This window comes from Streptomyces sp. SP17BM10 (assembly GCF_036322405.1).
Taxonomy (GTDB): Bacteria; Actinomycetota; Actinomycetes; order Streptomycetales; family Streptomycetaceae; genus Kitasatospora.
In genome coordinates this window covers 14212-32696 of the sequence record NZ_JAQYXB010000669.1, presented here as the reverse complement: position 1 = coordinate 32696, position 18485 = coordinate 14212, and the positions used below count along the sequence as shown (strand labels likewise).

The following is an 18485-nucleotide window of genomic DNA, read 5'->3' as shown; positions in this document are numbered from 1 at the left end:
GTCCCTGCGGACGCTGAATCGCAGGTGTGCGGACGCTGGTCCGCGATTCAGCGTCCGCAGGTTCGTGCAGGTCAGGGGGTGTTGCGGACGCTCAGGACGCTGCGGACGCTGTTTTGCGGGCAATCTCTGGACGGCCGGGTCAGCCGCGCAGGCCCCGGCGGGCGTTGCGGATGCTGCCGAGGGCGACGGTGCGGCCTCCGTCGGCGTTGACCGCGGCCAGCAGGGCGTGGTCGTCCATGTCGCCGTCGACCGTCTCCAGGACGGCCATGACCCGGTCGGTGATGGTCAGCCGCGGGGCGGGCTGCGACATCCCCGGGGCGGAAGCGGGGTTGGCGCGGCGGCGGGGCCTGCCGCCGCCTTGCTCGTCGTCCTTCGGGGGGAAGACGGCGGTGTAGGCGGCTTCGCCGTCCAGCTTGTCGACGTACACCCGGCCGGCGACCGGCCAGGCGGCCTTCTCCAGGACCGCGTGCGGGCCGTCGCCGTACAGCGCGAGCATCTCCGGGTCCCGGCCCTCGGTCGGTGTCTTGGAGCCGACGTTGAAGGCGCGCATCTTGGCGCCGGGGTAGGGGCCGGAGAGGTGGTATCCGGTGCCCTGGGTGCCTGGGCGGTCGTCGTCGGCCTCGGCCTCGAACTGGGAGACCAGGCGGGTGGCTCCGGCCTTCTTCGGGATCGGGGCGAGCTTCTGCCCGGCGGGCAGCAGGCCGTCGGAGACGAGCGTCTGCATCATGCTGGAGGTCCAGCGCAGCAGCACCACCTCACCCTCTTTGAGCATGGCGCGCATGGTGTCGGAGCCGCCGAGTTCCTCCAGGTGCCCGGCCTGGGCGAACAGGCCGATGCCGACGCCGAGGCTCCGGCCGGTGCGGCCGATGTCCTTGATGTAGAACGTGGCCTCGTCCCGGTACGGGGCGCCCTTCTCCAACAACCTGTTGGGTTCGTCGATGATCTGGTAGAGCAGCGGATCGGGGCGGTCGCGCAGGAACTTGGAGCGGCCGGCCGCCGCGTACCGGGCCGCGCGGTCCTTCATGACGCACCAGGTGGTGTGCAGCTGGGCCATGACGCCCTCTTGTGAGTACACCGCCCAGTCCACGTTCCCCCGCGCTTCCGGGGCGGACTGGCCCTCTTTCAGGTCGCCGTAGAACGTGGCGATGCCGGAGCACTTCATCGCGGCCAGGATGATCTGGCCGAGCGTCGACTTCCCGGCGCCGGTGGTGCCGAACACCAGCAGGCGCTGCGCGGAGCCGGAGATGGGGTCGTAGAGCTGGAGCCAGACGCGGCGGCCGTTGTGGTAGCGGCCGATCCAGATCCGGCCGCGCTCGTCCATGGCCAGCATGTCGGGGCTGGGGAGTTGGACGTCGGCGAGCGGGTCGGTGGGGTAGATGGTGACCAGGGCCTGGCTGCCCCGGGCTTCGATCGCCAGGCGGGAGGGGTCGTCGATGCGCATGGCGTCGGCGAGGCGCTCGGGGTCGTAGGTGATGAGGTCGCCCGGTGCGGCTTCGAGGGTGAGTTCGTAGATCTGGCTCACGCGTCGATCTCCCGTCCGGCCTCGGTGTCGACGACGCGGATCGCGGTGATGGTGGTGCCGGGCATGCCCTTGGGGGCGATGTTCTGTGCCCAGTGCGCGTACAGGTCGGCGGCGTCCTGCGGGGCGCGGCCGACCGTGAGGCGGCGGACCCCGGCGCCCCGGCCGGAGATCTTCGCCACCGTGATCTCCTCCTCGTCCCAGTCCAGCAGGGCGGACAGGGCGGTGAGGGAGATCGTCGGCACCGGGGTACCGGGCCGGGCGGAGCGGATGACCGCCTTCATGGACTTCGGGCCGGTGAGTTCGATCTGCTCCAGGACCGTGCCGGGGGCGATCCCGCCCTCGACGGCAACGTGCTCGGACCACCACGCGGCCATCGGGTGCCGGTCCCCGGCCGGGACCAGGCCCGTCGGGGCCTCCTCCCGGGCCTCCTGAACGGCCTCGGGGGTCAGGCATGGCTCGCGCCCGGCCAGGACGCGGGCCATGCGGGCCGGGCGGACGAACCACACGGTCGCGCCCCAGGCGGCGTCGGCCGCCAGCTCCCACCAGTGCGCGCCGGGTACCAGGCGCTCGGTGACGAACAGCCCGGCCATCGTGGCGGACGGGGCGAGGTAGAGGGCGGTGGCGGTGTCGCGCGCCGGGCCTGCGGGGAGGGTGGCCGACCAGAGCAGGCCGTAGAGGACCGACGCTCCGGCGCCGACGACCGTGACGAGGCCGAGGTCGCCGGTGAACGCGCCAGCCGTCAGCCCGGTGGCTCCGGCGAGGGTGGCGGCGCGGCTGAGGCGGTCGCGGGCGACGGCGATACGCCCGCGCATCGGACCGAGGGACATCATCAGGGGCTCTCCTTCGCGTGCCAGCAGGTCAGCGGGGGCGAAGGGGCGGCGGTGCGGCCTGCGGGGCGGCACCGCCGCCCCGTTCGGGTCAGCGGTTGCTGTAGAAGCTGCGGTCGGCCATCTCGACCGGCATGGCGTTGGCGGCCTCGGCGACCGATCCGTAGTCGGCCTCGTGCGCGTCGGCGGCGGCCTGGAACGACGTGGACAGGTCGGCGAGGTCGGCGGCCATGGCCTCGGCCTCGGCGAGCACGGAGCGCATGAGGGTGGCGGCGTCGCGGTGCTCGCCGACGGTGTCGCGGTCGACGGCCAGGGCCTCGGCCTGGTCGGCGAGCTGGTCGACCGAGTGCGCGCACTTCTCGACGTACTCGTAGGTGCTGGTGACGCGGTCGGACAGCAGGGCGAGCTTGAGTCCGGCCGCGGTGAGCTGGGCGATGACGATGCCGTAGCGGACGGCCTCGGTGATGGCCTCGCCGGTGGCGGCGATGACCGTCCCGGCCTTGCCCGTGAGGCCCGCGCCGTGGGACGGGGGCGCGCTGGTGGTGACCGGCTGGTGGGTAGTATCGGACATGGGCGGCCTGCCTTCTACTCGTTGTGGTAGTCGCGCTCGGCGGGGGCGGTGTGGCCGGCGTCGCGCACGGCGTCCGCCAGGCCCTTGTGGCGGTCGGCGGCGTTGTCGCCGGCGGCGGTGATGGCCTCGGCGGCGACCGGGATCTTCTCGGCGATCGCTTCCGCGCGGGCCTTGACCTGCCCGGTCTTGTCGATCAGGGAGACGACCATGCGCTCCAGGACGCCGGGCACCTTCAGCTCGACGACCTTGGCGTGCAGGGCCTCCAGGCGGCCGATCAGCAGGTCGCAGCCCTCGGCGGTCTGCTTGGCCTCCGCGGCGCCCTGGGCGATCTCCTCGCCCATGTCGGCGTCCGCCTCGATGACGTCGTAGATCGTCAGGTCCGAGTCGGTGTACTGCGTGCCGCGCACGGTGCGCGGCGCGGGGATGGTCACGGGTGCTCCTCCAGCGGGTGGTGGGGGTGGGGGTGCGGTGGTGCCGGGCCGGGCGTGGCCCGAGCGGTAGGGGGCGCGGGGCAGAGCGGCCTGGCCCCGGCCGATGGCTCCGGCGGTGTGGGGGCCGGGCCGGTCGGCGCGGTGGACGGTGTGCGTCTCGCCCTCGGCCCAGCCCCAGCCCGGCGGCGGGCCGAACCCGCTGCCGGCGGGGCCCGCGGTGTTCCCGTGGGTGCTGGTCCAGGCGCCGCCGCCGGGCTCGTTTCGGGGGTAGCGACGGCGGTTGCGGGCCCGTTCGGTACGGTCCCACCAGGGGCGGCGCCGCCGGCGTTCCCGGCTGGCCCGGCCCCGTCCGGGACGGCTCCGCCATGGCCGGGCGCCCGTCGCCCCGCCCAGGGTCACCACGCGGCGCGGCTTGCGCCGGTGCTTCGCCTTCCGGGCCTTCGAGCCGGACGGGGCGGGCGATCCTGCCCCAGGCGGCGCCCCGGCCGACGGGTCCGGCCGGACGGTCAGGTCCGTGCTGGGTTTGGCGTCCGGCCCTGCCGGGGCCTGCTGGCCCGTGCTGTCTGGACCGGCCTTGGGCTTGTGGCCGTTGCGGATCCGCTCGACGGCGCGGGCCCGAAGAGCGCCGCGGATGGTCGTCGGCGTCGCTCCGCCCAGGTTCTTGTTGCCGCCGGTGGGCTTCCAGGACCCGGTGGTGATCCGGTCGGCCACCCGCTGGCGGGCCGCTCCGCGGACCGTCTCAGGCCCGGCGGGGGAGCGGTCCGGCCTGGCGCAGTCCCGGGGGCCGTTGGTGATCCGGTCGGCGATCCTGCGGCGGGCGGCGCCTCGGACCGTGTCCGGCCCGGCGCTCTGCCGCAACGGTCGCCCGGAGCCCCGGTCCCGCGTGGTCCCGGGCGAATCCGGTCCGCCGTGCCGGCGGGAATTCCCCGCCCCGGGATCCCGCTCCGGACGCCCTGACGTCCCGGACGCCTCCAGGGCCCTCCTGCGGGCCTCCCGCACCCTGTCCGGCCCATGACTGCCACCGTCACCTGAACGGCCGCCAGGGCCGCCGTGGCGGGGCTTGTCGGGCGTCCTGCCCGTGTTGCCGCCTGGCGGGGTGCCGGGCGGCTGGCGGAACGTCGCGGGAATCCCCGGGGTGTTCCGGCCGGTGTTCGGGTGCGGGTGGCGCATTGTCCGGCCGAATTCCGGGCCGGACTGGACACGCCCCCGCGGCGCACTCCCGCTGAAACCCGTCGCGGGGCTTCCCGGGAGCGAATTCGGGCCGCCGGGCGGGGATTTCTGCTGCCGTTCCACCGCTTTGTGGTGTTCGGCGCGGGCTTTCAGGTAGTTGACGAAATGGGCGGCCCCGCGCAGAGCGGCCACCGTGATACCGGCCATCATGACGGTCGACATCGCGGCGACGCCCGTGAAAGACCCGTCCTCGCCAGCCTGGGACGTATCCGGTTCGGGGAATTCGCCTTCATGGGCCAGCATCGGGGCGTCGGGGATGGACAGGGACGCGGGCGGGGCGAGGTCGGTCGCCAGCGGGACCAGCACCGGGGGGCCGTCGGGCGGGCGGTCCTCGTCCACGGTGCCCGGGACGGTCAGCCGCGGGAACCCGAGCACGATCCCCGCGTCGTCGTCGGCCATCGGACCTCCAATCGGATGTCACGCTCCGTCACGCATCCGGGGGTCCTTCACGCGTACGCGTGTACGCGTGGGTGGGACCCCCGGATGCACGGAGCGGCGTGGTGAATGTGAGCGCGAAGTGTCACCGCGAGAGGGCGGGTCAGGACGCGGCGTGCTGCTGAGTCCAGGCGCTGAGCATCCGCACCAGGTCGGCCTGCTTCTCCTCGTCGCCGGCGGACAGCGTGCGGGCCAGGTCCCACAGCACCGCGGCGCGGGCGGCGTTGGTCGCCGTCGCGGCCAGCCTCCGCTGCCAGTACGCGACCTGCCCCGGGGACAGCGCTGGCATTTAGGCGCTCTCCTTCAGGAAATCCAGGAACGCGGGCGCCTGCTGGCCGTTTCCGTCGGGCCTCTCGGCGAGTCCGGAGGAAATGCCGTGGAGGTTCGCCGCGGTATTCACCGCCCGCGTGTCCTGCGCGGCCTGGAGACCCTTCTTCTGGGCCTTCTCCAGGGCCTTTTCCTGTGCGCGCTTGGCGCGCTTCTTCGGCAGCTCGACGTAGCGGCGGTTGTATTCCGCGTCGAGCTTCCCGGCGGCGTTCACGGCCTCCCGCAGGTGGCTTTCCAGCTTGGCCAGCGGCCGGGTCGCCAGGAACGCGCGCACCTTGTGCTCCAGCGGCTTGTCACCGTCCAGGCGCACCGACTCCAGATCGGCGCGGTACTCGCGCAGCAGGGCCTGGACCTCGTCCGCCATCTGCCGCAGCCGCTCGCGCTGCTGGGCGGCGTAGATGGCGGTTCCGCCCGGGGCCGTCAGGTGGTCCGACGTCCACCTGTTCGCGTTGGTCATGGTTCGTCCTCCTGTCGTGTTCGTGCTGGTGACGGGTGTTCAGGCCGAGGCGATGAGGGCTGCGGTGGTCTCGAAGGCGTGGTGCCATGCCTGGTCGAGCAGGTAGCCGGACTGGGGGTCGCGCTGGAGCCAGCCGCGGCTGACGATGGCGAGCCGGACGACGCCGCGCGGCTGATCGTCGCGCCAGTGGCCGCCCTGCCGGTCGGCGACGTAGTGCGTGACCGCGCTGAGGGCGAGCGCGGCCGCGACTGGGGCGGGCCGCAGGCGCAGGCCGAGCAGGCGAGATCCGGCGATGAGGGCGGCGGCCTGGGTGGCGGTGTAGGTGGCGACGTGGGCGGCGCAGGCGCGGCGGCCGGCCGCGCTGGACTGCCCGTGGGCGTGGTCGTGGTGGCCCTTGGTGGCGGCCTGGTGGTCGGTCTGGATCCAGTGGTCCGCCACGTCACCGGCGGCCCGGAACAGGGCGTAGGCGGCGGCGAAGCGGGCGGCGCGGGTGGTGGTCACTGTGCGTTCTCCTTGCCGGTGTCGTTACCGGGGTGGTTGCGCTCGGCCAGGACGGCGGCGCGCAGGCGGACGGCGGTCTCGTTGCGGCAGCCGAGTAGGGTGCGGACCTTGCGGGTCGACAGCTCTTCGCCGTCGGCGGCGAGGTCGGCGGCCAGGACGCGGACCCGGGCGAGGTCGGCCGGGTCGAGAGGGCGTTCCCCGGCGGGGCCGGAAGCGTTCCCTGTCGCCGTGGCCGGGGGCTCGTTCGCGGGCCTGTCGGGGTTTGGTGCGGGCACGTGCGACCCTGTTCCGTAAAGGGCTTCGAGCGCTTCCGATGTGATCGGGGAAGCGTTCCGCAACTCGTCGGGAACGGCGTCGAGATAGACGCCGTCGGACGGTCCGACGGGCAGCGGGAGGGTGAGGGCGGGGAACGGGTCGTCGGGCATTCCCGGCCACAGGTCGGCCGGTGCCGGCAGCACGCTCAGCTCCGCTACCCGGGCCCGCGCGTTCAGCCGCTGGGCGAGCAGATCGGCGGTCAGGCCGGGAGTGGTGACGCCGTGGACGTACTCCCAGGCGATCCGCCACGCCCCGTCGGCCGACAATGCTCCGTAAGGGGCGGCGGACAGCAGCCGGTCCGCAACGTCCTTCACTTCGGGGTGGTGCGCGGCCCGGCGCCGGGCGTGCTCGGCGCGCTCCTTCGCCTGCTTCTTCTCGGCGGCGGTCGGGCCGCGGCCGCCGTGGGTCTGCAGGTCGGTCAGCCAGACAGCGCCGATGCTGGACAGGGCCAGCACGAAAGCCACCCAGTGGTGGGCCGGGTACTGCGTCCAGCCGTGGGCGAAGTTGATGACCCCGGCGACCAGACCGGCCATCCACGCGCCGAGGCGGTAGGTGCGGGTGGAGCGCTCGCCCTCGGCCTGGGCGCCCATGGCGACCAGCGCCCACGCGCCGCCCTCCAGCATCGCGGCCAGCAGGACCGCCAGCAGCAGCGCGACGTCCGCGTGGTCGAGCGCGGCGACCTGCGAGACCACGGCCGGCACGATCGAGCAGGCCTGCACCAGCCGCACGAACGCCCGCGCCGGGTTCGCGACGACCCACCCGGTTACCCGGCCGAACCGCGCGGCCCGCGCCGCCCGCCGCCGGTCCCGGGCCTCCTCGACGGCGCGCTGGTCCGCCTCCCGCCGCTGGCGGGCCGCCTCGGCGTCCAGCCGGGCCTGCTCGCGCTCCTCCCGCAGGTCCGCCCGGGCGTCAGCCCGCTCAGCCTGCCGGTCGGCCCGCCGCTCGGCGCGGTACTCGTTCAGCCCGCTCACGCCGCCACCCGCCCGACGCTCGCGGTGCGGCGGATGACCGCCGGGCGCCGCAGTGGCACCGGCGCCATGCTCAGCAGCCGCTGGGCGTAGGCGGCCAGCACCGGGTCTTCCCAGCGCAGGCACGCCAAGACGTCGGCTGCGGCGTCCGTCCGGGCCACGCGCTCGACCTCGCTCTCACCGGGCACCCCGGTGAACAGCCGGGCGAACTCCGAGTCCGCGACGAGACCGAGCGCCAGCTCAGCGAACTCGTCCTCGTTCATGGCCGTCTGGCCTGCAACAATCGACCTCATGGGTCTACCTCTTCCTAGTTGGTGGTGGGCCCGGCGGGGGCGGCTCCTCTTCCGGCCAAGGAGTTTGGGAGCCGTCCACCGCGCAGGGCAGTAGATGGGTTGAGCCGGGGGTTAGTGCTCCGGCGCCAGCTCGCCGTTGCCGTAGCGGCGCGAGCCGTCAGCGCACCGGACGATGTGGCGCGGGCCGTTGCGGAACGGGCTCCACGTCTCGACCAACCGGCGCTCGTCCTCTCCGACCAGATCCAACGCGCTCACCGGCTGGGCGGCCAGTAGCTCGTTCACCAGCGCCTCCACCCGGCCGTTACGGGTCCGGTCGACCACGCGGTCGCCCTTGCTTGAGGCCAGCCGGGTGAACTCCTGGGCCGCCACGGCCAGGTGCTCCGGGTCCGGCGCGGAACGCTCGCCGACGGGCGCATGCTGCTGGTGCTCCGACTCGGTGCTGGCGGAGGTCTTGCACGGGTTGCACAGGCTGCCGGTGTTGGCCCGGTTCAGCTTGGTTCCGCACTTTGCGCACGTGGCGCGGTCCGCCTCGGTGGCGGTGCGGACAGCCGTCTCGGCCTCGGCGAGGGTCGCCGCGCCGGCCGCGAGAACCGCGCGCCAGTCCTCCTCGCTGATCTCCCCGCTCCACCGAGGTGACCGGGTGCCGGTCAGCCGACCGAGGCGGCACACCACCGCCCGGCGCTGACGCTCGGTCCCCTGAGCCTCCGCCACCCACGCTCCCGCCGAGGGCCGGGCGGAACCGCTGGTCAGCGTCGCCACGCGGCGGGCGTAGGAGCGGCCGGTCAGAGTCGGCGTGCTGATCGTGCGGGGCGTGGCAGGCATGGCGAAGCCTCCTATGGCACGTACGTTTCGCAGGGGCAGCCCAGACCGGGCACCAGCGGGAAGTCGCGAGAGCAGGCAGCACCCGTTCAGCGAGCCTGACGGCTAACTGGTGCGCACCAGTAGTCTGCAACTGGTGCGCACCAGTGTCAAGCGATTCCCTGACGGCCTGTCTGGCTCGGGCGTGTCTCTATGGAACTGCGTGCGCCAACGGCCCGGTAGCCAGCAGGGGTTAACCCAGTTTTGTTAACCCCCCGTGTCACGCCCCACTGGTGCGGCATCCTGTGGACTCACGGCATCGCCACGACGGAGGTGGGCGCATGGCAGAACGGCTCCGGCAGGCTCGCAAAGATCGCGGCTGGTCCCAGGACCGACTGGTGCGCGAGATCATCCGATACGCCGAGCAGCGGCTTCTGGACGTGGCGTCGCCGGCGAGCTTGAAGGTCTACATCTCTGAGTGGGAGAACGGTCGGCGGGCTGTTTCGGACGCCTACGCGACCATCCTGCGGGCCCTCTTCGGGAAGACCGACGATGAGCTGTTCGGCACCTCACCCGCAGCCGCGCCAGCCGCAGACGGCTACGACGAGTTGATCGGCCGCATTGACTCGGCGAGGAGTCTGAGCTTCGGCATGGTGGATACCCTGCTAAACCAAACTGAACTGCTGCGGAGCGTCGATAGGCAGATGGGTGCGGCAGCGCTGGTTGACCAGATGCGTGCGCACCTGGACGCCTTGGAAGATGCCCTGACCTTCGCCGTGCTCCCAGACGCCAGAAGGCCCGTAGCGGCGGCCCTGGCCGGCGCCGCCACGCTCGCGGCGTGGCAAGCGCTAGACGCTGGGGCGGTGGAACGCGCCTGGCGTCACTACGAGTTGGGTAAGAGGGCGGCGGCCGAAGCCGAACACCCCATGTACCTAGCCCACGCCATGGCGGAGCAGGCCTACGTCCTGGCTGACGCTGGCCGCCCGGAAATGGCCGTAGACCTCGTTCGCGACGCGCAGCGCACAGGAGGCAGCAAGGTGTCCCCGCGGCTTGCTGCCTGGCTGTTCGCGGCGGAGGCGGAGCTGTGCGCGAAGGCGGGCCTCGCGGACGACTGCCGGAAGGCGCTCGACCAGGCAGCAGCGGTACTACCGGCCGGGGACGAGCTGAGGGACCCGGACATGTTGAGCATCTTCCTGAACGCCAACCACCTGGCACGTTGGCGCGGGAATGCCCTTGCCATCCTGGGAGAGGACGCCGCCGTGGCTGAGTTGTACGCGGCCCTCGAACGGATGGACCCGGCATTCATGCGGGCGTCGGCGGGGCTGCGGTGCGACTTGGCGCAGGCCCACCTGGTGCGCGGAGAGTACGGGCAGGCGAGGGAGCACCTACAGCAAGCCCGCCTCCTGGCGAACCGAACAGGGTCGGTCCGACACAGGAGGCGGATTGAGGGGCTTACCGGGCGCCTGTAGGCCGCTGAGGGCGGGTCGCCAGGAGATGGAGCAGGGCAACAAGCGTCCCCGACCCGAGCAGCTCATCCCGGGCGATTAGGCCGGGGATCTCGGCCAAGGGGATCCACTCGATTCGTCCGGCTTCCTCTGCGTCTGTCGGCTCTCCGACCTTCGTAGCGCCCCTGGCAACGAAGATGTCGTGCGGCGAGTCCACCATGCCGACCATGGGCTGGTAGGTGACCACATGCTCAACGGAGCCGGGGCGCCAGCCCGTCTCTTCCTCGACCTCCCGCACGGCGGCGGCGTCAGCGTCCTCGCCGGCGTCCACGATTCCGCCAGGTAGCTCCCAGCCGAACCGGCCCGGGACGAAGCGGTATCGCCGGAGCATCAGGACGCGGTCTTGGTCATCGACCACGGCCGTGATGGCGACGTGCTGAAGCCGCACCACGTGATGCTCGAAGCGCTCGACGCCGGGAGGCTCGACATCCACAAGCGCGAGCTTCACCCATTCGTTGTCGTAGACCAGACGCTCACCATGGATGCGCCATGGTTGAAGTTCGCCCCGGGAGTTCTCGGCTGTCGCATGGCTCTCGGGACCCCGGGCACTGACGAAGTAGCCGCTCCCATGGTGGGCGACCACGAGACCTTCGGTGGCAAGCTTCGACAGAACCAGCCGAACTGTCGTCCGGCCGACATCAAGGTTGGTCGACAGCGTGCGCTCGGAAGGCAGCTTGGCGCCGATGGCGAACTTCCCGGAGCCGATCCACTCGCGGATGGTTTGCTCCACCCGCTCAGTCTTCTCTCCCATACCCTTTCGCACTCTCCCGCCCTCCGTGTCTGGTGCGCGCCAGTCTAGGTCCAGTTCCATGGCGTCCCTCCTCTTGCCATATGCCGTCCGGTGTCTTCGTACGGAGCCCCTGCGGTGAGGGGCAGTGTCGGGAGGACCTGCTGTGGGGAGTCGGGCGCCGCCACGCGTTGGACGCGGGTGCTTGGTCGCCCAGCCGGCCGTCATGACGGGTAGCGCGTAGACCCAATCGCTGTCAGGCGGACCGAGCGATTTCCCTAGGGGGGCGTCCCCTGGTGTTGATGACTGGGCCTTCATTCATCACTTCTCCCAAGCCGACCAAAGAGATCGTCCACTTGCCTCTCGGAGGCCCTTTCGGTGAGAGCCTCGGAAAGAGTCCTTTGGCCCCAGCCTCCCTCATATTCTTCGCTCCGCCTATCAATTTCTTCTGCGAGACTATCTGCCAGCCGATCAAGGCCAATCCGGGCTGCGATTCCTACCATTTCTTCAAGCTCGCCGTCGTGGCCCCATCCTCTTACGTAGTTTTCGGCGAACTCCTCGAATTCCCACTGGATGGTGGCGTCGTCCCAGCAGCGATACTCGTCCTGGTGATCAAGAAAGGCTATCCAATCCTCGCAATCCTCACGGGCGTATTGCAGCCAGTGGTCAACGGCAAGGTGGGCTCGGTCGGCCAGTCTGTTAGGCCAGTCTTCGCTTATCAGTCGCAATACTCTTTCTGCGACCTCTTTGCTGCCTTCATACTGATCCCATTTTTCGACCAGTTCTTCCACGGAGGCTGTGATGAACTCTGGATCGAAGGTGAGCCATGTCGAATTTTCAATACAATAGGCCACGCGAGACTCTTCTACACCGGATGAAAGAGTGGCGCCAAGCAAGTCGTAGCTTGCGCGGGACGCGGGAGAATGAAAGGTCCTCTGAAGCGATTTGGTGATGTCAGATTCCAAACCAACCAAGATGCTATCGCCCTGGTCTGCATGGCTTCGAATGGTCCACCTGACCGAGGTCGACACCTGTTCGAAGCACCAGGCCGATCTGATCAAGTCGCGCAGAAGTGTGCGATCCTGAACCAGGAAATTCAGTGCAAACTGCCGCCAGGATGGGTTGGCGAAGGTCACTGTAAGCTCGGGGTCTTTGCTGATCGATATAAAAGTCCCCTCAAGGACCTCCAGGCACTCGCGGAACCTTACGTCTGTGGCATTGAGGCCGACACGGCGACACATTTCCTCGTGCGCGGAGCGGATAACGTCCACCGTTACGCCTGTTCCAGGGAATGATGCTAGAACCAGAAGAAGGCAGCGCTGAGCGGTGGAAATGTGGCGACTGAATGCGACCCGCCAGACGGCCTCAGGGTTATTGAAGAATTCAACTACCCTGCGCGGGTATCCAGGTTCGGTTGTATTGAATGAACGGCCGGTGCAGTAGGCAACAAACCGGGGATTGTAGGATTTGTGGTCAATGATCGACCTGTAACCGCCGGAGGAAATTTCCCGCAGGCACACTGGTGAGACATTCGAGTGCCATAGGTGATTGTATAGAATGTGGGCCCGATCGTGCCGAGTGTAATCTCCCAGGGAGAGGATGAAATCATATCTCCGGTCAAGGTCACCTAGTCTTTCATAAGAATTCCTTGCCTCCTTGAGGACGTATTCTCGCGTCGTCAGGATCAGCTTCTTGGTTGAGCTTTCTGACACGCGTTCCACGAAGGCGGAGAGGCGACTGTCCTCATTTTTCCCCAGATCAAAACTGATTTGCCCAAGGAAGTCGTCGTAAAGGAAAATCTGCCTCCTCCCCGCCTCCATGGCCGTCCACGCCTCGTTAATGTCCTCGGAGATGTCGATCGGTTCAAAACCAGCTGATATGTATTCGGCTGCGAGCATCCACGAGAGCGACGTCTTTCCAATTCCTGGTGCGCCAGATATGATGCAAACGTTGCCATTTTTCAAGAGTTCACGGGCCCGTCCGTAGCCGGAGTGAACTACATATCTCGGGAGCGATCTTTCGATGAGATGCTTTAGGTTCGCGGCCCGGTTGGCGATGGCCGAATTTGTTGCCCAAAATAGCTGGAGGCCGGTTGATACCCAGAGCTTTGCATGGCGTCGCTCCACATCCGGGTGGCGCGTCAGAAGGCCATCGATGTCTTTAGCGCCAATTACGTCGCGCGGACCGGACATCCAGCTGGCGAAGATTTGATAAATCTCCTGCTTTTGCGCGACCGTCAAGTCAAATGATGTGACAAACTTGTATGACTGAGGATTTAGTCGAGATACCTTCGCAACTTCTTTCTTCGCGGAAGAGAGGAGCTGTGAATAGGTGGACCTCTGGTAGTGCTTGCATTGTCCGATGCCGACTCCCTGCGGCTCATCCCAACGCAGGTCTATCCCTCCGTCAGCTCCAGCCGCGAAGCGTTCTACTGGAACCCCAAGATCCGCGCCGAGGATATCTGCTGCAATCGCCTCGAACTCGACGTCCGAGAGCACTGAGAGGTTCCGCACAGGTGCATCATGCCCGAAGATCAGCAGGCTAGGGTGGCTTTTGACCAGCTCCCAGCCTGTCCGTGCTAACTGGGTGCCAAGACGGCTGCAGTAGGGGGCTAGTTCCCGAGGCACTCTGGCCTCAGGTACCTGTGTCGCAGCCTGTGAGTGGTGTCGCTCCCCGGCGAGTGGCCTGGCATGCAGCGACATCCGAGTTTGGTAGGTGTGGACGCCTGGCGGTCGCGTCGCCGGGTGCCTCCGGGGGCGTCCAAGGACCCGACATCTGCGATCATCGGCACCGGTAAAAGCTACATGACGGCCCGCTATGGACAGCTGATCGCTCCCGGCCTGGCCCGTACCGGATCCTTCGCAACGAGGCCACAGAGGTGTCCAGGCTCCTCTAGTGTTAGGCCATGACGATGCACCCTGACGAACTTAACAGCCGGCGCGAGGAACTGCGTCAGTACTGGCAGGGTTCGAATGGCTGGCGAGCTAAGTATGCGATCGAGATGGTGCCTCTGCCGTACGTTGCGAGTGGGGACGTGCTTGGTGGGCGGCTGATCCGGGCCGGTGGCGACGGCCGGCTGCGCAGAGTAGCCGAGCGTTTTGGCCACGCATTCAGGCTGGAGCTGCGATTCGACTGTCCGCCGTACAGCGCCAAGGCGCCTGGCGGCCAGGAGGTCTACCTGATCAATGCCGAGCGGGTGATGATGCAGTCACCAGTCGCATGTGGAGCCGTTGGCTTCCATCCAGGGGAGAACGAGCTTCGGTGGATCTGGCTGCACCCGTTCGAGCGCGGCCGGAACCAGATCGACGACGTCTGGTTCCGGCTGGAGCTGCTGTACGGCAGTGACTTCACTCTGGACTTGCCAGTGTCCCCGGCTATGCAGTCGTTTCTGCGACGCAAGGGGGTTGACCCGGCGCGCTGGGGCGGCGGGTCCTGACTCGGAGGCGTCCTGGTTGTGCGACCTGCGGGACCAGGGCGGGACCGCACGCAGGAGATCGGGCGAGCGTCGTAGCGTGTCGGCCGCAAGCCCCGACCTGCGGAAACAGGTTCCGGCGCGATTTGAGGGTAAGGCGGCTAGTCCGCTGACGTGCCCGAAGGTGTCCTTCAGCTTGTACTGTCCGCTCCATTCCTATGCATGCTCCAGTGCTTAGTGATCCACTTACGGTGCGCGTTGGTCAGCGCGACGGTCATCGCCTGTCCGTGGAGCTTGTCGTAGTCGGCGTAGGCACGCGCCCTCGGGGAGACGTCGAGGGTCAGGCTGTGCGGGTCGATGGCGATTTGTCCAAGGTCGAAGAGCCGGTGAACGTCGCGGCGGAGAAGAAGGCCGCCATCGGGGTGGTGTTTGCCGTTCGCCGCGTAGCTGTAGAGATGAGCCGCCTCCAGTACGAAGGCCGGCATGGGGCCGGTGAAGGCGCAGACTTCGCCAAACTGGTCGAGAAGCGCGGCGCGGAAGGCCGGCTGTCCCTTACGGACTCGGACGGTGGTCTTGGTGTGGCCGCCGACGATGATCTCTCGCGTGCTGTCGATGATGTCCAGCGGAGTGGAGTTCTTGCCGGTCTCGACGCGCTTGCGGAAGTCCTCCCACCGCAACTCACGCAGCGCGTTCTGGGACTTGGGCATGACGCAGAGCGCGCGTAGCTCCGCGCCGCTGACGATGCCGCGGAGGTCGACCCAACCAGGCTCGTAGCGGCTGCGGTAGGTGGCCACCGGGACGGTCTCCACCGTTGGCTCGGCGAACTCGACCTTGCATTCCTGGTTCCAGCAACGGTACTTCGGCGTCATCGTCTTACGCTCGGCGATGTCGGCCTTCCCGCAGGTGGGACAAGTGCTGAGATCCTTCGTCCCGCTGCCCACCTCGATGCTCTCGATCACGGACATGCCCAGGAGGGTCTGTCCGTTCCACAGGACGATCTCGTCTCCGACCTTTACTTTCTCGGCGTTCGGTACCCGCTCGTCCCAGCTGTAGTGGCTAGCGCTGTAGTCGTCGTAGCCACCCCCCACACGCTTGGGGTCGTCGCCCTGGTACATCAGCCACGCCGTCATCTGACTCCTCAGTCATCTGATCCCGCCCTGACCGCTCCTGTTCAGGGCCCTTCGATCAACGTACAGGGAGTCTCGGACAGTCGGTCTTGGTGAGATAGGCCGTAAGCAGAGCAAGTATGACGACTCATCAGGTTGAGTCGTGAGGTCAGCATGGCCCTTGTGTCGGCCCTGGGGGCTGACATCGACGGTCGACATCAACGGGTTGGGACTCTGGTGCACGGAGCGGGATCGGTAACGGCTGATCCGGCCGCTTGGCGTGGCCTGACCGGCTGACCCCGTTCTGCGTCTGCGGATGCGCCTGGGGGTCAAGGGGGCGCAGGCTCGATTCTTGCTGTCCTGGCGGCGAGTAGAGAGCCGGAGACATGGATCTTCGGCCCTCGCGGCGTCCACGAGCGGGGGTAGGGCCGGCCGACTACTTCGGCGGGGCCTGACAAGAGCTGGGATACCTAACCCGTCGCGGTTTGCCCCTCATGCCGATTGGGCCAGCCTCTTCTCTCCAAGCGTCCTGACAGCAGAGCGAAGATCCACCTTGCTGGGCGTGGTGTGGGCCCAAGGGGCGTTACTTCGCGCCTTAAGCACGCATTCGACGGCCGCCGTGATCTTCGCATCGTTCGCCACAGCCGCGAGGTCGACCGTAAGCAGGTCACGGCGATAGACCAGGAAGCTCCACCACTCGTTGGAGACGACGGGGACGCGGGGGTAGCAGTCCAGCCCACGGGCACCCAGCATGTAGAACACCTGCCTCAGGCGGGCCATCCTCAAGCGTTCCTTGCCCTCAAGGGCTCGAACAAGCGAATTCTTAATGATGATCGCTCCTCCGTAACTGTTGACGCGCCCTTCGATTGCGTCAACCGTGCTGTAGCAAACATGTACCGACATCAGCACCCTCCTTATGGCCCATTAGGTGGGCCCAGGATCGCGAGACTCTGTAGTCCGCCAACCGAGAACGGTTGATGACGCCTCCCGAAGGGCCAGCATGGTGTAGGGCTGCGCGGCGATGTCCGACGAGTGGTGGGGCGTAGTGTGGCGTGGACTGAGCCCGCCTGGCGGACGCGTCGCTGCGACTCTTCCGGGCCGTCTGGGGGCCGTCCGGGGGTAGTCAACGGTGGCCAACAACACCCAGTAACGACCGCTCCTCGGCCGGTCCGCGTCTGTTCATTGATCCAGTCCTGGGGCGACACCAGTTCCTGCGCAACAAGCGCCAGGAGTGGGAGGAGTACCGCTCCGAGGTCACCCCGTTCGAGCTGCGCAAGAACCTCCAGGTGCTGTAGGGCCTGCCCGCTTCCGAGGGGGTCCGCCCGGCGATGGTCGCCGGGCGGACCTCCTCGCGTTCGGCCTGCGGCGTTACTGCGTTCGGCGTACGAGCGGTGCCCCGCCGTGTGTCGGCTTGCGGCCCGGCGGAACGGGGCGCTGAAGTGGCGGCCGGCGGGCCGTTGGCGAGGGGAGCCGGGATGGCGCAGGGGCGTGTGGTGAAGGTGGTCGCCGGAGGCGTCGGGGATGCGCTGGTCACGTTCGGCCTGCTGGTGGTCCTCCTCGCGGTGTACTCGCTCTGGTGGAGCAACGTGGTGTCGGACCGGGAGGCGGACCGGGCTGCCGGACGGCTGCGTGACAGCTGGTCGGCCGCCGTCCCGGCAGCGCCGCCGACACCGGCCGCGGAGTCCCCGGCACCGGTCGCCGGGCTGGACCGGGGCGCCCTCGGCTTCCTGCACGTGCCCGCCATGGGCCGGGACAACCAGGTGCTGATCAGGCCCGGGACGGACGACGGGACGCTGGCGGAGGGCGTCGCCGGCATGTACACCACGCCGTACGGTTCGGTGCCGCCGTGGGAGGGCGCGGGGAACTTCGCGCTCGCGGCGCACCGGGACGGCCACGGCGCGAAGTTCCACGACCTGGACCGGGTGGGTCCGGGTGATGCCCTGGTGGTCGAGACCAGGGACCGCTGGTACGTCTACCGGGTCGACGGCGTGCTGCCGGAGACCTCGCCGGACGACGTGGGCGTGATCGCGCCCGTCCCGGTCGGCTCGCCGTACCACGAGCCGGGGCGTTACATCACGCTGACGACGTGTACGCCGGCGTACACCTCGCTCTACCGACTGGTGGTCTGGGGGAGCCTGGTCCGGGAGGAGGCGATGGCGCCCGGGCGGGTGCCGCCGGCGGAGCTGCGCTGAGCGGCGGCCCGCCCGCCCGCCCCCGACGGTCAGGGATGCCGCCCGGGGCGGTCGACGCTGAGCAGGTCGACCTCCATGGTGACCGGGTCGGTGCGGGACGGCGGCGCGTGGAACGTCCCGTCGCCGATCGAGAGGTTGAGGATCAGGTAGGCGGAGAAGTCCGGTCCGACGCCGGTCCCGTCGGACCACACCGGGGTCAGCCGGTCCCGGGACGGTCCGACGTACCAGGTGTCGTTGTCGGCACCGAGCCTGACGGCCACGTACGCCCAGCGCTCGGGCCCGATGTCCGGGCCGGAGTAGACGGTGCTGCCCGAGCGGACGTGGTTGACGAACTCGATCCGGTCCGGGTGATCGGCGTACCACTCGAACAGGTCCACCTCGTCGCCGCCGTCGCGCCACGTCCACAGGCAGGGCCAGGCGCCGGTGTCCGCGGCGGGCAGCCGTACGTGCACCACCACCAGGTCGCCGGTGCGCACCTGGAACCCGGTGCCCCCGGAGTCGCACGAGTCTCCGGTGGTCAGCAGGCCGGTGTCCCAGTTGCCGTCGGCGCGGTGGGTGGCGGTGACGGTCAGGTGCCCGGAGGCCGTGCTCAGTGCGTCGGGGGTCAGCCGGTCGCTCTTCCAGCTGTTGGGATTGTCGGTGCAGTTGGTGTACGCGGCGGTCTGCGACCCCCATCGCCGGCCCGGTCCCAGGTCCAGAGCGTCGAACCGCTCCAGCAGGACGGTGGTGTCCCCCGGCGGCGGAGCGACGGGTGCGGCCCCGGCGGGGGCCGTGGTCAGTGTCGCGACGGCCGTCACCGCGGTCGCCAGAAGCAGTCGGATAGCCATGCCGCCCACAATCCTCGCCGGGCACCCCGTCCGCGCCGCAG

Annotated in this window: 18 protein-coding genes and 1 pseudogene; 4 read left to right on the top strand and 15 right to left on the bottom strand. The window is 69.0% G+C overall.

The window, feature by feature from the left end; all coding sequences use genetic code 11:
• Positions 1 to 139: 139 nt before the first annotated feature.
• From PUR71_RS33205 to PUR71_RS33160, 10 genes are all read right to left on the bottom strand, one after another.
• Positions 140 to 1522 carry a transfer protein gene (locus PUR71_RS33205; RefSeq protein WP_329930925.1) on the bottom strand — a complete coding sequence of 461 codons (1383 nt, stop codon included), beginning with the start codon at positions 1520 to 1522 and terminating at the stop codon, positions 140 to 142.
• Positions 1519 to 2352 (bottom strand): hypothetical protein, encoded by an 834-nt coding sequence (locus PUR71_RS33200; RefSeq protein WP_329930924.1) that lies wholly within the window; start codon positions 2350 to 2352, stop codon positions 1519 to 1521. The genes PUR71_RS33205 and PUR71_RS33200 overlap by 4 nt, the downstream gene beginning before the upstream one ends.
• Before the next feature lie 88 nt (positions 2353 to 2440).
• Complete coding sequence (locus PUR71_RS33195; RefSeq protein WP_329930923.1) at positions 2441 to 2920, bottom strand: hypothetical protein; 480 nt, start codon at positions 2918 to 2920, stop codon at positions 2441 to 2443.
• A 14-nt stretch (positions 2921 to 2934) separates the two neighbouring features.
• Entirely contained in the window at positions 2935 to 4209 is a 1275-nt protein-coding gene (locus PUR71_RS33190) for a hypothetical protein (RefSeq protein WP_329930922.1), read from the bottom strand.
• A 910-nt stretch (positions 4210 to 5119) separates the two neighbouring features.
• The gene (locus PUR71_RS33185) at positions 5120 to 5305 is read right to left on the bottom strand and encodes a hypothetical protein (protein ID WP_329930921.1); all 186 of its coding nucleotides are present in this window, start codon (positions 5303 to 5305) and stop codon (positions 5120 to 5122) included.
• Entirely contained in the window at positions 5306 to 5800 is a 495-nt protein-coding gene (locus PUR71_RS33180) for a hypothetical protein (RefSeq protein ID WP_329930920.1), read from the bottom strand.
• Positions 5801 to 5839: 39 nt separating this feature from the next.
• Positions 5840 to 6301 carry a hypothetical protein gene (locus PUR71_RS33175; protein WP_329930919.1) on the bottom strand — a complete coding sequence of 154 codons (462 nt, stop codon included), beginning with the start codon at positions 6299 to 6301 and terminating at the stop codon, positions 5840 to 5842.
• Positions 6298 to 7587: a hypothetical protein gene (locus PUR71_RS33170; RefSeq protein WP_329930918.1), complete on the bottom strand. Its 1290-nt coding sequence runs from the start codon at positions 7585 to 7587 to the stop codon at positions 6298 to 6300. Before PUR71_RS33170 ends, PUR71_RS33175 begins: the two co-directional genes overlap by 4 nt.
• The gene (locus PUR71_RS33165) at positions 7584 to 7877 is read right to left on the bottom strand and encodes a hypothetical protein (protein WP_329930917.1); all 294 of its coding nucleotides are present in this window, start codon (positions 7875 to 7877) and stop codon (positions 7584 to 7586) included. The genes PUR71_RS33170 and PUR71_RS33165 overlap by 4 nt, the downstream gene beginning before the upstream one ends.
• Before the next feature lie 111 nt (positions 7878 to 7988).
• Positions 7989 to 8699 carry a hypothetical protein gene (locus PUR71_RS33160; RefSeq protein ID WP_329930916.1) on the bottom strand — a complete coding sequence of 237 codons (711 nt, stop codon included), beginning with the start codon at positions 8697 to 8699 and terminating at the stop codon, positions 7989 to 7991.
• 317 nt (positions 8700 to 9016) lie between these two features.
• Between PUR71_RS33160 and PUR71_RS33155 the strand changes: the two genes are divergently transcribed.
• Positions 9017 to 10144: an XRE family transcriptional regulator gene (locus tag PUR71_RS33155; protein WP_329930915.1), complete on the top strand. Its 1128-nt coding sequence runs from the start codon at positions 9017 to 9019 to the stop codon at positions 10142 to 10144.
• Here PUR71_RS33155 and PUR71_RS33150 read toward each other — a convergent pair.
• Positions 10128 to 10931, bottom strand: a complete 804-nt coding sequence (locus PUR71_RS33150; RefSeq protein ID WP_329931201.1) for an NUDIX domain-containing protein — start codon at positions 10929 to 10931, stop codon at positions 10128 to 10130. The two genes, PUR71_RS33155 and PUR71_RS33150, sit on opposite strands and share 17 nt — an antisense overlap.
• A gap of 290 nt (positions 10932 to 11221) precedes the next feature.
• Entirely contained in the window at positions 11222 to 13405 is a 2184-nt protein-coding gene (locus PUR71_RS33145) for a hypothetical protein (RefSeq protein ID WP_329930914.1), read from the bottom strand.
• Positions 13406 to 13812: 407 nt separating this feature from the next.
• On the opposite strand from PUR71_RS33145, the gene PUR71_RS33140 reads away from it, so the two are divergent.
• Complete coding sequence (locus PUR71_RS33140) at positions 13813 to 14343, top strand: hypothetical protein (protein WP_329930913.1); 531 nt, start codon at positions 13813 to 13815, stop codon at positions 14341 to 14343.
• Between the two features lie 167 nt (positions 14344 to 14510).
• Here the strand turns inward: PUR71_RS33140 and PUR71_RS33135 are convergent, their stop codons facing one another.
• Positions 14511 to 15449 (bottom strand): HNH endonuclease, encoded by a 939-nt coding sequence (locus PUR71_RS33135; protein ID WP_329930912.1) that lies wholly within the window; start codon positions 15447 to 15449, stop codon positions 14511 to 14513.
• A gap of 468 nt (positions 15450 to 15917) precedes the next feature.
• A complete protein-coding gene (locus PUR71_RS33130; RefSeq protein WP_329930911.1) occupies positions 15918 to 16328 on the bottom strand; it encodes a hypothetical protein in 411 nt (136 codons plus the stop codon).
• 302 nt (positions 16329 to 16630) lie between these two features.
• On the opposite strand from PUR71_RS33130, the pseudogene PUR71_RS41390 reads away from it, so the two are divergent.
• A pseudogene (locus tag PUR71_RS41390) lies at positions 16631 to 16720 on the top strand (glutamine synthetase); the annotation flags it as partial.
• A 180-nt stretch (positions 16721 to 16900) separates the two neighbouring features.
• Positions 16901 to 17617 carry a class E sortase gene (locus PUR71_RS33125; protein ID WP_329930910.1) on the top strand — a complete coding sequence of 239 codons (717 nt, stop codon included), beginning with the start codon at positions 16901 to 16903 and terminating at the stop codon, positions 17615 to 17617.
• Positions 17618 to 17646: 29 nt separating this feature from the next.
• On the opposite strand, the gene PUR71_RS33120 is transcribed toward PUR71_RS33125, so the two are convergent.
• Positions 17647 to 18444: a beta-glucanase gene (locus tag PUR71_RS33120; RefSeq protein WP_329930909.1), complete on the bottom strand. Its 798-nt coding sequence runs from the start codon at positions 18442 to 18444 to the stop codon at positions 17647 to 17649.
• Positions 18445 to 18485 lie beyond the last annotated feature (41 nt).